The organism is Mycobacterium scrofulaceum (genome assembly GCF_001667885.1).
GTDB lineage: Bacteria > Actinomycetota > Actinomycetes > Mycobacteriales > Mycobacteriaceae > Mycobacterium > Mycobacterium scrofulaceum_C.
This window is the reverse complement of record NZ_LZJW01000033.1, coordinates 18,212-30,854: the sequence shown is the minus strand read 5'-3', so window position 1 is coordinate 30,854 and position 12,643 is coordinate 18,212. Positions and strand designations below refer to the sequence as shown.

At 69.7% G+C, this 12,643-nt stretch carries 6 protein-coding genes; 2 read left to right on the top strand and 4 right to left on the bottom strand.

What is annotated here, in order from left to right; genetic code table 11:
- Positions 1–7: 7 nt before the first annotated feature.
- Complete coding sequence (locus A5681_RS03990; protein ID WP_082968187.1) at positions 8–364, bottom strand: MmpS family transport accessory protein; 357 nt, start codon at positions 362–364, stop codon at positions 8–10.
- A gap of 207 nt (positions 365–571) precedes the next feature.
- On the opposite strand from A5681_RS03990, the gene A5681_RS03985 reads away from it, so the two are divergent.
- Together A5681_RS03985 and A5681_RS03980 are read left to right on the top strand one after the other, a co-directional pair.
- Complete coding sequence (locus tag A5681_RS03985) at positions 572–862, top strand: hypothetical protein (protein ID WP_067269602.1); 291 nt, start codon at positions 572–574, stop codon at positions 860–862.
- A gap of 70 nt (positions 863–932) precedes the next feature.
- The gene (locus tag A5681_RS03980) at positions 933–1,436 is read left to right on the top strand and encodes a DUF3060 domain-containing protein (protein WP_067269601.1); all 504 of its coding nucleotides are present in this window, start codon (positions 933–935) and stop codon (positions 1,434–1,436) included.
- Positions 1,437–1,460: 24 nt separating this feature from the next.
- Here A5681_RS03980 and A5681_RS03975 read toward each other — a convergent pair whose 3' ends face one another.
- The 3 genes from A5681_RS03975 to A5681_RS03965 form a co-directional block, all read right to left on the bottom strand.
- Positions 1,461–2,786: a dipeptidase gene (locus A5681_RS03975; RefSeq protein WP_067269600.1), complete on the bottom strand. Its 1,326-nt coding sequence runs from the start codon at positions 2,784–2,786 to the stop codon at positions 1,461–1,463.
- Between the two features lie 54 nt (positions 2,787–2,840).
- Positions 2,841–3,233: a holo-ACP synthase gene (locus A5681_RS03970; protein WP_067269591.1), complete on the bottom strand. Its 393-nt coding sequence runs from the start codon at positions 3,231–3,233 to the stop codon at positions 2,841–2,843.
- 85 nt (positions 3,234–3,318) lie between these two features.
- Entirely contained in the window at positions 3,319–12,561 is a 9,243-nt protein-coding gene (locus A5681_RS03965) for a type I polyketide synthase (RefSeq protein ID WP_067269590.1), read from the bottom strand.
- Between the last annotated feature and the right edge of the window lie 82 nt (positions 12,562–12,643).

Genomic DNA, 12,643 nt, shown 5'->3' with positions numbered 1-12,643 from the left:
TACCCGATTACGCGGCGCACTGCGCCAGGCCGGCCTCACCCGAGCCCGTCGTCGACTTGGTGTCCTTCACCGTCCCATTGACCGTGATCGTGCAGGTCGTCTTTTGACCGGTTGGGTTCGCCGCGACGGTCAGCACCGCCGTGGGACTTGAGTCCTTACTGGTGAACGAGATGGACCAGGGGACCTGCTGACTGGTCAGCGTCTGCAGGGTTCCCGTCGCGTCTATGTAGGACACCGCGGCCAACGGGGCGTCCGAGGTCACGGTGTAGACGACCGCATCGCCCGGTGCGGCGAGCGCACCCGGTGCGGCCATCAGCCACGCTGAAACGAATGCCGCGGAGGCCGCAGCGAACTGTGTCTTCATCAGAGCTCCCTTCTTGCCCCCGCTGACCCGTACTCTGTGCCCCCGCTGACGCGTACTTTGCACTCGTTGTGGCCTTCCGGCAACTTCACACCACGACAGCCCCGAGCCCAATACGAAAATTGGGATCGGTAGCCCCAAGCGAACGTCAAGAATTTCTCAAGTGATTCGCCGTAGCGTACGGCGCGTTCGGCAGCAAAGGATTCTGGAATGAGCACATCACTCGGGCGGATCATCGGGACGGCGATGATTTCCGGCGGTGTACTGGCGGCCGCCATGGGCTTGGCCGCGCCCGCCGAAGCTACGCCGCCGTCCTATTGGCATTACTGCCCCGGCCAGAAATGGGGATACACGGTTCCGATACCGCCCGGGTTCGACCTGAGCGTTTGTCATTGGTTCGCGGTGACCGCTGAAAGCACCCCGTCGGGCCCGGTGTATCACTTCCGGGAAGCTGACCCGTCCGAGGTGCCCCCGCCGGCACCCGGCTTCCCCTGGCCGTAACGGTCAGCCCGATGCCGGTGACCAGGGGCGACCATTGCACTCCACGCCTGCCGAGGCGGATCATTTAGCCGTGGACGCGGACGACCCCGAGCAATACATTCGCGACCTTGAGCACGGCGCGGGCAAGTCGCCGGGCACGCCGCAGCCGTTCGAGGCGTCCAGTGGCGGGCAGTTCGGCGGCCCGCGCAGTTTCGGCGACGTGGCGAAGCTCGCGACTACGCCGCGAGGAAAGTTGATTCTCGGGATGTGCGCGGTCGTGGCGGCGGTGGCGGCCGCGTTCTTCTTGAGTCACGCCGGGACCACCGTGCAGGGGAATCTGGTGATGATCAATAGCGGCGCCAAGAGCACGATCGACTGCAACAACGGCAACCTGAAGCTGGACGGCGACAACAACACCTACACCGTCACCGGCCACTGCGAACGGCTCGAGATCTTCGGCAGCGGAAACCATGTGGCCGCCGACAGCGCCGACACCATCGACGTCTTCGGCGACGACAATGCGGTGACCTACCATTCGGGCTCACCGAGGATCGAAAAGACCGGAAACAACAACGCCGTGGCCCAGCGACGGTGAAGCGTTCGCCCGTAGGGGTCGTCGTCAGGCCAGGTTGGCCAGCAGCAGCGCCTCGGCGATGGCGGCGCGTTCCAGCACCCCCAGGTGCAGACTCTCGTTGATGCTGTGCGCCTGGGTGCCGGGATCCTCGACGCCGGTGACCAGGATCTTGGCTTGTGGGAAAGCGTCGGCGAACTCGGCGATGAACGGGATGGAGCCCCCCATGCCCATGTCGATGGGTTCGGTGCCCCACGCCTGCCGGAAGGCCGCTCGCGCGGCGTCGTACACGGGGCCGCTCGCATCGATGGCGTAGGGTTCGCCGACGTCGCCGCGGGTGACAGTGACGTGCGCGCCCCACGGCGCGTGCTCGCGCAGATGCGATGTCAACGCGTCCAGGTGCGCCTCGGCGTCTCCGCCGGGCGCGACCCGCATGCTGATCTTCGCCCGGGCGCGCGGGATCAGCGTGTTCGATGCCTTTTCGATGGGCGTGGTGTCGATGCCGATCACGGTGATCGCGGGTTTGGCCCACAGCCGCTGCGGCGCCGAGCCCGAACCGATCTCGGATACCCCGTCCAGCAAGCCGGAGTCGGCGCGCACCCGCTCGGGCGGGTAATCCACAGCGGCGGCGGTGCTTTCGTGCAGGCCGGCGACGGCCACATCGCCGTTGTCGTCGTGCAGGCTGGCCAGCAGCCGCACCAGGACGCTCAGCGCGTCGGGCACGACGCCACCCCAGATACCCGAGTGCAGACCGTGATCGAGCGTGGCGACCTCGACGACGCAGTCGACCAGGCCGCGCAGCGACACCGTCAGCGCGGGGACGTCGGTGCTCCAGTTGTCGGAGTCGGCGATGACGATGACGTCGGCGGCCAGCGCATCGCAGTGGGCGGCCAGCAACCGGCCCAAGGACGGCGAGCCGGATTCCTCTTCGCCCTCGACGAAGACGGTCACACCGACCGGCGGCTGGCCGCCGTGTGCCCTGAAGGCCGCCAAATGCGTTGCGATGCCTGCCTTGTCGTCGGCGCTGCCGCGGCCGTAGAGCCGCCCGCCGCGCTCGGTGGGCTGGAAGGGCGGCGTCACCCACTGGCCGGCGTCGCCTTCGGGCTGCACGTCGTGGTGGGCGTAGAGCAGGATGGTCGGCGCGCCGGGCGGCGCGGGATGGCGTGCGATGACCGCGGGCGCGCCGCCCTCGCTGACGATCTGCACATCGCCAAAACCGGCCTGCGACAACAGGTCTGCCACCGCCCGGGCGCTGCGGTGCACCTCGTCGCGGCGGCCGGGGTCGGCCCACACCGATTCGATGCGCACCAGGTCTTCGAGGTCGCGGCGCACCGACGGCAACACCTCGCGGACGCGCTCGACAAGATCGCTCATGATCTCGAGGCTAGTCGTCCCCGCACACCGTCGAGCGTCACGCCAGCGTGACGTTCAGGGGGTCTCCAGGATCGCCACCGCGGCCGCGGTATCCCCCTCGTGCGTCAGCGACACATGGATCGTCACATCCGCCAGGTGTTTGGCGATGTCGCCGCTCAGCCGCACCCGGGGCCGCCCCCACATGTCGGTGACCACCTCGATGTCGCGGTGGATGTCCTCGGGCAGCACGGGTCGTTGCGCGAACCGGGACCCCGACCACGCCTTGATCACCGCTTCCTTCGCGGCCCACCGGGCCGCCAGGTGGCGCGCCGCGAACGAACTCTTGTCCGAGGCGTCGCGGCGCTCACCCGGCGTGAACGTCTCGGAGAAGACGGTTCCCGGCTGATCGACTTGCTCGGCGAACTCAGGGATGGAGACGACGTCGATCCCCACACCGACAATTCCCATGGGACGCCAGGCTAACGGACGGTCGCGTCCGGCGACGATGCGGTCCGCGCGGCCAAGCGGGCTGGGGCCGGACGACAAATCGACGTCATCCGGCCGAGACCTCGTAGGCCTCGCCCTCACCCAACCGGGATGCCGGGTCCAGCAGCATCGCCGCCTCCTGACGCTTCTCCGGTGCGTCATGGCTGAAGCGACGGTCCGCCGGCCGCTCGTACATCGGCGCGCCGCCGGCGATCGCCGAGGCCAACCGGCGCTGACCGGCCAGCAGCCGCGCCTCCGCGCGCCGCTGGTAGTCGGCGCGCTGATCGGCATCCAGCGACGCGATGAACGCCTGCGGGTGCACCAGCGCCACCAGCCCGGACACGTGCCCGAACCCGAGGCTGGTCAACAGCCCGGCCTTGAGCGGGAACTTCTCGCCCAGCCGCAGCGTCTCCCGCACCCAGACGAAGTGCGCCGAGCCGGCCAGCTCGTCGTCGACGCAGTCCAGGCTGCGGTTCGGCGGGATCACCCCGTCGCGCAGCATCTGGCACAGGCCCATCATCTGGAACACCGCCGCACCACCCTTGGCGTGGCCGGTGAGGCTCTTCTGCGACACCACGAACAGCGGTGCGCCCTGGGAGCGGCCCAGCGAGTCGGCCAGCCGCTCGTGGAGCTCGGTCTCGTTGGGATCGTTGGCCAGCGTCGAGGTGTCGTGCTTGGAGATCACCGCGATGTCGTCGGCGCCGACGCCGAGCTTGCCGAGCGCCCGCGCCAACTGCGAGTCCCTGCCGCCGCGACCGGCGCCCAGGGCGCCCAGACCCGGCGCCGGGATCGAGCTGTGCACGCCGTCGGCGAACGACTGCGCGTAGGCGACGACGGCCAACACGGGCAGGCCCATCTTGAGCGCCAGGTCGCCCCGGGCGAGCAGGATGGTGCCGCCGCCCTGCGCCTCGACGAAGCCGAGCCGGCGCCGGTCATTGGGCCGGGAGAACTTCGAGTCGTGGATGCCCCGGCCCCGCATCATGGACGTGTCGGCGGTGGCGGCCATGTCACCGAAGCCGATGATGGCTTCCAGCGTCAGGTCGTCGAAGCCGCCGGCAACCACCAGTTCTGCCTTGCCGAGGCGGATCTTGTCGACGCCCTCCTCGACCGACACCGCCGCGGTCGCGCACGCGCCGACCGGGTGGATCATCGCGCCGTAGCTGCCCACATAGCTCTGAATGACATGCGCGGCAACGACATTCGGCAACACTTCCTGCAGGATGTCGTTCGGCTTGTTCCGGCCGAGCAGGTTGCCGTGATACATGGTCTGCATCGAGGTCATCCCGCCCATGCCGGTGCCCTGGGTGCTGGCCACTAGGCCCGGGTGCACCCACCGCATCAACTCGGTCGGGGTGAATCCCGACGACAGGAACGCGTCGACGGTCGCGACGATGTTCCACAGCGCCACCCGGTCTGTCGAGCTGGCCATGTCCTGGCTGATGCCGAACACGGTCGGATCGAATCCGGTGGGGACCTGCGCGCCGACGACCCGCGACAGCTTGGTCTTGCGCGGGACCCGAATCTCGGTGCCGGCCTTGCGGATCACCTGCCAGTCGCTGGAGTCGGCCACGGGCCGCACGATCGTGTGCTCAGGGTCGAATTCGACGAAGGCGCGAGCGTCGGCCTCCGAGGACACCACGAAGGAGAAGTCCTTCTCCAAGAACACCGACACCAGCAGCGGCGACGCGTGATCGGGGTCGATCGCCCCGTCGTCGACGAACTCACGGATGCCCACCCGCTCGACCACGATGTCGTGGTAGCGCTCGACCAGTTCGGTCTCGTCGACCAGGTCACCGGATTCGGTGTCATACCAACCGGGTTGGGGGTCGTCCTCCCAGCGCACCAGCCCGGTGGTCCAGGCCAGCTCGAGGACACCGGCCGCCGACAGTTCGTTGTCGACCTCCATCTCGAACCGGGTGCGCGACGACCCGTACGGCCCGATCTCGGCCCCGCCGACGATCACCACCAGGTCGGCCGGGTCGACGTCCAGGTCGGCCCACTCGGGCGGCGGTGCCGGCTTGACGCCGCGCGGCGGAGACGGCAGTGCGGCGATGGTGCCCTCGGCCGCCGCGTCTTCCGAAGTCTGCTCGCTCGACGTGGCCTGCTCGCGCGCCTTGGCGGCCAGTTCGGACATGTCGAGGTTGGCCTCGGCGAGGCCACCGGTCAGGTCGGCCTTGATCGGCGCGCCGGCCGCCGCCACCTTGGATTCGACGTCGCAGAGGTCCAGCAGCATGGCCGCCATCTGCTCGGTGGAATACGTGGTGACACCGGCCTCCTCGACGGCCTCGACGATGGCGTCGTTGTGGCCCATCAGCCCGGTGCCGCGGGTCCAGCCGATCAACGCATGCGCGAGGCTGACCCTTGCGGCCCAAGAGGATTCGGCGTGCCAGCGACTCACCAGCGCGTCCAGCGCCGACTTGGCCTCGCCGTAGGCGCCGTCGCCGCCGAACATGCCGCGGTTGGGCGAGCCGGGCAGCACGACGTGCAGCCGCGACGCGATGTCGCGCTCGGCACCGATCTTGGACAGCCCACCGATCAACCGCTGCACCGCCCAGAGCAGAACCTTCATCTCCATCTCGGAACGCGAACCCGCCTCCGACAGGTCCCCGGCGACGCGCGGCGCCGCGAACGGGAAGAGCAGCGTCGGGGTCTGCGCGTCCTTGATGTGAATGGATTGCGGCCCAAGGCTTTCGGTCTGCTCGGTGCCGATCCATTCCACCAGTGCGTCGATGTCGGAGTAGGACGCCATGTTGGCGGCGACCACCCACAGCGCCGCGCCGTAGCGGGCGTGGTCGCGATAGAGGCCGCGGTAGAACGCCAGCCGCTCATCGTCAAGCTTCGAGGTCGTGGCGATGACCGTGGCTCCGCCGTCGAGCAGTCGGGCGACGACCGACGCGGCGATCGAGCCCTTGGAAGCGCCCGTCACCACGGCGACTTCGCTGCTGTACGGGCCGGGGTCGGGGTTCTCGGCGCCGGCCGCGATGCGGCCGTACAGCGACGCGTGGATCTGGCGACCCGCGGCCAGCGACTTGCCCTGCCACCAGGTGGCCTGGGTCGCGACGACATGGCCCGCGCCCTCGAACCTTTCGGACAGGCTCTTCCACTGGGCGTCGATCTCACCCTCGTCGGCCAGCCAGAGCTTGACCAGGTCCTCCCGGGCGCTGGCCCACCGGTCGTCGAAGACAACGGCCTTCTTGGCGTCGAAAGCCGGTGCCACCAGACGCGGCCAGTCCGCGCCGAGTTCGGCGGTGACCAGGTCGATGAGCTCGGCGTCGGTGGCCGCAGGCAGCGCGCTCACCGGATTGTCGTGGCCGAGCTGGCCCAGGATCAGGCGGGCGGCCGAGGCGAGCACACCGTCGCGGCCGGTGATCTGGTCGGTGAATTCGCTCAGCGCGGCCGCGTCGACTGTCGCACCGCCGCCGCCACCCGAAGAGGGCAGCGCCACCGCGATCCCGCGGCGCGCGGCCACGGAAGCGACCGCGGCGTCGATGACCTTGTCGACCGACGCGGCGTCGGCCAGCGCGCCCTCGTGCAGGTGGCCCATGGCGCCCCCGCGCACGCTGGTGCCCTCGCGGGTGCCCAGCGCGACTTCCACCGTGACGTGCTTGGCCCAGCCGTCGCCGAGCTCCCACGTCTTCTTGACCCGCTCGGCGATCGCGGCGGGCCGCTTGCCGGAGGGCCCGAGCACGGTGCGCAGCTGGTCGTTGATCGCGTCGGAAAGCACTGGGCCGAAAGGCTTGTAGGTACGGGCCAGCTTGGTGACCTGCGACCGCAGGCCGGCCAGGTCGGCCTCGGCGGCGCCGTCGATGGCACCCAGGTTCAACTCCGACCCGAGGTCGACGAGCAACTGGTTGCGCCGTGACGAGGCACCGTCGGTGATCGACTCGATGGAGTCGAGCTCCTCGATCTGGTCGATGCGCATCTTGGCCGACAGTGCGATCAGCGCCAGGGTGGCGTCGGCGGCGTCGAACCCGATGTCATCGGGCCTCGGAGCACCGGACGGAGCTGCGGCCGGAGCCGCAGCGACGGCTGGGGCGACATTGGGGTTGGGCCCACCGTCCGACGCGGCAGCGTCGGAATCGGCGGCCGGCTCGTCGGCCTCCGGCTCCCGCTCGGGGTCGGTGTCGGTGGCGAACAGCACCGCGGCGTCACGCTCGGCGTTGAGCACTTCGACTGTGCTGTGCGCGTATTCGGGAAGCTTGAGGGTGTTGGTGGCCAGCCCTGCGACGGTCGGCGCCGACTTCACGCCGATCTCGACGAACCGCTCCACGCCCAGGCCGCCCGCGGCCTCCTCGGTGAACAGCAGGTCCTGGGTTTCGATCCAGCGCACCGGGCTGGCGAACTGCCAGGCCAAGAGCTCGATCAAGACGATGCGCGCCATCTCGTTGCGGCGCTCGGCCAGCCAGGTGTCGTAGTCGGCCAGGATCGGGTCGAGCGGCTCGGCGGGCACCAGATCGCGGATCTCTTGGATGAAGTCGCGGTCGAGGGTGAACGGCCTGGGCACCAGGTTGGGGATGTAGCGGCCGATGATGACGTCGGGGTTCTTGTCACGCGGCATCACGCGCTCGAGCGAGCGGCGGAACTCCGCCACCCCGACGCGCAGCACCCGCGAGTGGAACGGCACGTCGATCCCCGGCACCAGGATGAAGGAACGCTTGCCGCCGGTGAGCTCGCGGCGCCGCTCCACCTCGGCCTCCAGCTCCTCGAGGCCGCGGACCGTGCCGGCGATCGCGTACTGCGAACCGCGCAGGTTGAAGTTCACGATCTCCAGGAATTCGCCCGTGCGCTCGGCGATTTCGGCCACGAAGCCGGGGACCTCATCATCGGGCAGGTCGATCTGCGACGGGCGGATGGCGGCCAGCCGGTAGTTCGAGCGGCCCAGCTCGTCGCGGGGCACGATGTCGTGCATCTTCGAACCCCGGTGAAACACCGTCTCCAGCAGGGCTTCTAGCTCGTAGATGCCTGTGACGCAGGCCAGCGCGGTGTACTCGCCGACCGAGTGGCCGCAGGCGATCGCGCCTTCGACGAAGGCCCCTTGCTCACGCATCTCGGCGACCTGGGCCGCCGCCACGGTCGCCATGGCGACCTGGGTGAACTGCGTCAGGTACAGCACCCCCTCGGGGTGGTTGTAGTGCACGCCGCTGGCGATGATGCTGGTCGGGTTGTCGCGCACCACGTGCAGCACCGAGAAGCCCAGCGTGTCGCGGGTGAACTTGTCCGCCTTGTCCCACACCTTGCGGGCGGCCTTCGACCGGGCGCGGACGTCCATGCCCATGCCCTTGTGCTGAATGCCTTGGCCCGGGAAGGCGTACACCGTGTGCGGGGCGGCCAGGCGCGCCGTCGCCGACATCACCAGGTCGGAGCCGATGCGGGCCGCGACTTCCAAAACCTCTGCTCCCCGGTCGATTCCGACGCGCTCGACGCGGAAGTCGACCTCGTCGCCGGGGCGCACCATGCCCAGGAAGCGCGCGGTCCAGCCGATCAGCCGGGCCGGCGGGCGCGCCTGACCGTCGGTGGCGGTCACCGCGTGCTGCGCCGCGGCCGACAACCACATGCCATGCACGATCGGCGATTCCAGGCCGGCCAGCAGGGCGGCCGCCCGGTCGGTGTGGATCGGGTTGTGATCACCGGACACCACGGCGAACGGTCGCATGTCGACAGGGGCGGTCAGCCGGACGTCGCGGCGGCGGCGACGCGGGGTGTCGGTCGCGTTCTCCGACACCGCACCGCCGGCCCGCACCGGGTCGGTGAGCTCGGCAGAGCCCGTGCGACCAAGGATCGCAAAGCGCTCGTCGAAACGGGCGATGGTCGCGCCGTCGGCGTCGGCGATCGTCACCGCGACCCGGACCACACGGCCCATGTCCGTGTCGACGGCCGGGGAAGCCGTTGCGCTGATGGCCAATTCGGCCGCGACCTTCGGCAGGGCACCGACCACATGGGCGGCGTGGTCCAGGTGCACGAGGCTCAGCAGGCCCTCGACGACCGGCACGCCGGCGTCGGTGACCGCCGAGCCGATCGCCGCGAATACCGCGGGCCAGCACAGGCCGACCAGCGCGTCGGGCACGGTGGTGAGGCCGGGCGCCAGCGGCTCGCCGAAGGTGGCGGTGACCCCGGTGTGGTCGGCGACCCGCTCGGGGTCCCAGTCCACCGTCACGGCGGCCGTGCCGTCCACGACCGCGGGCAGGAATTCCGGCCCCTCGACACCAGCGGCGATCGCCAGCACGGCGCGCATGGCGGTGGCGGCGTCCTCGGTGGATACCACCGGGGTTCCGCCGTCGACGGTGTTGGCCGGCAGAGTGAACGGGATGTCGATCCAAGTCCCCGAGATCGGGACGCTCAGCACCACCCGATCGCCGTCGACCTCAAGCCGCGCGCCGGTGAATGAGTGTGTGGCGCGGCGACTTTCAGGCCCGTCATGTACCAGCCAATCGCCGGGGTCTGCGATCCGGTGGACCGGATTGGTCGCGGTGCGGCCGGCCCACTGCACGTCGGGGGCGTCCAGCACGACGGCGAGCGGTCCGGTCACGTCCTGCCGACCCAGGCGACGCGACGCGACGGCCCGGGGCTGCCCGTTGGAGGAGAGCACCTCGTCGATGGCGGCCTGCTCGAAGCGGTCCAACAACTCGCCGACCGGTTCGTCCATCCGGGTGATGCCGGCCACGGCAGCGGTGCCCGGGATGATGCACACCTGGTCGGCGTCGTAGCGGGCGTCGTGCGCCTGCCACAGCGAGTCGCTGCGCCACCAGCGCCGCACGTCCTTGTCGATGACCGGCACGAAGTTGACCGGCTTGCCCAGCGTCTTGCACAGGGTGACGAAGAAGGGGACGTCGGCCGGATGCAGCTGCACGGTGTCGGCGTCCGGGTAGTGCGTAAGCAGTGCGGCGATCGCGTCGTCAGGCCGTTCCAGCAGGGCCGCATCGTTGAACAACGTCTCGATGGGGCCGGAATCCTTTGTGTGCAAGCGGGCTTCGGCGCGCTGCAGCATCTGCTGGAACCGGTCGCGCCAGGTGTCGGCCAGCCAGGGGCTGCCCGGCGCGGCCGTGTCGGCGGTGGAGTCGCCCTCACCGATGGCCAGCTCGACGTAGCGCTGCAGCCACTGCAGGTAGGTCATGTCGGCGACGTCACCGAAGTACGGCTTGGCCGTGTTGGCCATCGCGGCGATGATCTCGTCACGACGAGCCGCCACCGCCTCCGCGTCACCGGCGACCTCATCGAGCAGCCGCCCGCACCGCGAGGCGCTGTTGTCGATCTCGTGGATGTCGGCACCCAGCTGGCTGCGGCTGGAAGCCATGCCGCCCACGGCTTTTCCGGCGCCGACCCACTGGTCGGTGCCCTGCGTCTCGACCAGCATCCGCTTGACCGACGGGGAGGTGGTGGCCTCCAGCGTCGCCATCGCCGCGGTGCCGACCAGGATGCCGTCGATGGGCATCAGCGGGAAGCCGTACTTCTCGGCCCAGCGCCCGGACAGGTACTCGGCCGCCCGCTCGGGCGTGCCGATGCCGCCGCCGACGCAGACGGTGATGTTGGGGCGCGACCGCAGTTCGGAATACGTTGCCAGCAGCAGGTCGTCGAGGTCTTCCCAGGAGTGGTGGCCGCCGGCACGCCCACCCTCGATGTGCATGATCACCGGCTTGGTGGGCACCTCGGTCGCGATGCGGATGACCGAGCGGATCTGCTCGACCGTGCCGGGCTTGAACACCACGTGGCTGATGCCGACGTCGTTGAGCTCCTCGATCAGCTCCACGGCGTCCTCGAGGTCCGGGATGCCGGCGCTGATCACCAGGCCGTCGATCGCCGCGCCGGACTGACGGGCCTTCTGCACCAAGCGCTTTCCGCCGACCTGCAGCTTCCACAGGTACGGGTCGAGGAACAACGCGTTGAACTGATAGGTGCGGCCCGGCTCGAGCAGCGTGGAGAGCTCGTCGACGCGGGCGGCAAAGATCTCCTCGGTGACCTGCCCACCACCGGCCAGCTCCGCCCAGTATCCAGCGTTGGCCGCGGCGGCGACGATCTTGGCGTCGACCGTCGTCGGGGTCATGCCCGCAAGCAGGATCGGCGAGCGTCCGGTCAGCCGGGTGAACTTGGTCGACAGCTTGACCCGGCCGTCGGGCAGGCGAACCGCCGTGGGGGCGTAGCTCGACCAGGGCCGCGCCACCTCGGGGACGGCGCCGACGGTGAACAGGTTGCGCTGCCCGCCGCGGGTCGCGGCGGGCACGATGCCCACACCGAGGCCCCGGATCACCGGCGCGGTCAGCCGGGTCAGGATGTCTCCGGGCCCCAGGTCGAGGATCCAGCGCGCACCGGCCTCGTGCACGCGGTTGATCTCCTCGACCCAGTCGACGCGGCGCACCAGGATGGCTTCCGTCAGCTCGCGCGCCAGCGCGACGTCGAGGCCCACCTTTTCGGCCCAGCCGCCGACGATGTCGATGCCGTCGGCCAACCGGGGCGTGTGGAACCCGACCTCCACCTGCACCGGGTCGAAGACCGGCGCGAAGACGTCCCCACCGCGCAGCTTGTTCTTGCGGTCGGCCTCCTCCTTCTCGGAGATCTGCCGGCAGTACAGCTCGAACCGGGACAGCTGCTCGGGTGTGCCGGTGATGACGACCGAGCGTCGGCCGTTGCGGATGGACAACACCGGCGGCAACACGGTGCGGACGTCTTGCGCGAACTCGTCGAGCAAGCGGCCGATGCGCTCGGGGTCGGCGTTGGTCACCGACACCATCGGGGGGCGGTCGCCGAGCACCGAGATGCCGCGCCGACGGGCCACCAGCGTCCCGGCCGCGCCGATCAATTGCGCCATCGCCAGCAGTTCGGCGTCGCGGGTGCCGGCGGCCTTGAGCGCCTCGACCGCGAGCACGCCTTGCGAATGCCCCGCGACGGCCACCGGCGGGGTGTCGTTCAGGTCCATGCCTTGGCGTGCCAGCGCGCGCACGGCGGCGATTTGGGTGAGCAGCACCCCGGGAATCGACACCGCGGCCGACGTCAGGTGCTTGTCCGACGGAACGGGGTCCTCGGCCGCGAGCGCGCGCACCCAGGTGAGCGGCTCGAAACCGATCGGGCGCACCACCACGAGCTCTTTGGCCACCGGCTCGAGCAGCAGTTCCACCTCACCGACCAGCGTTGCCAGGTCGGACTCGATCCCGGCCGATGACACCAATTCTTCGAGGGTCTCCAGCCAGGCGCTGCCCTGGCCGCCAAACGCGACGGCGTACGGCTCGCCGGCCGTCAGACGGTCGACCAGAGCGTGGGCGGTGTGCGGTTCGTTCGAATCGCGATCAGCGGACACCCGGTCGTGCTCGTGGATCGTCACGTCTGTATCTCCCTCAATGCCTCTTGTACGTCTTACGTATCAGTGCGTTCAGCCGGTCCGAAGGGGACAGGAACTCACAGAG

Bases quoted from the DNA above. Each gene is read 5' to 3' on its own strand.
- A5681_RS03990 (WP_082968187.1), bottom strand. From the start codon at position 364: ATGAAGACACAGTTCGCTGCGGCCTCCGCGGCATTCGTTTCAGCGTGG.
- A5681_RS03985 (WP_067269602.1), top strand. From the start codon at position 572: ATGAGCACATCACTCGGGCGGATCATCGGGACGGCGATGATTTCCGGC.
- A5681_RS03975 (WP_067269600.1), bottom strand. From the start codon at position 2,786: ATGAGCGATCTTGTCGAGCGCGTCCGCGAGGTGTTGCCGTCGGTGCGC.
- A5681_RS03970 (WP_067269591.1), bottom strand. From the start codon at position 3,233: ATGGGAATTGTCGGTGTGGGGATCGACGTCGTCTCCATCCCTGAGTTC.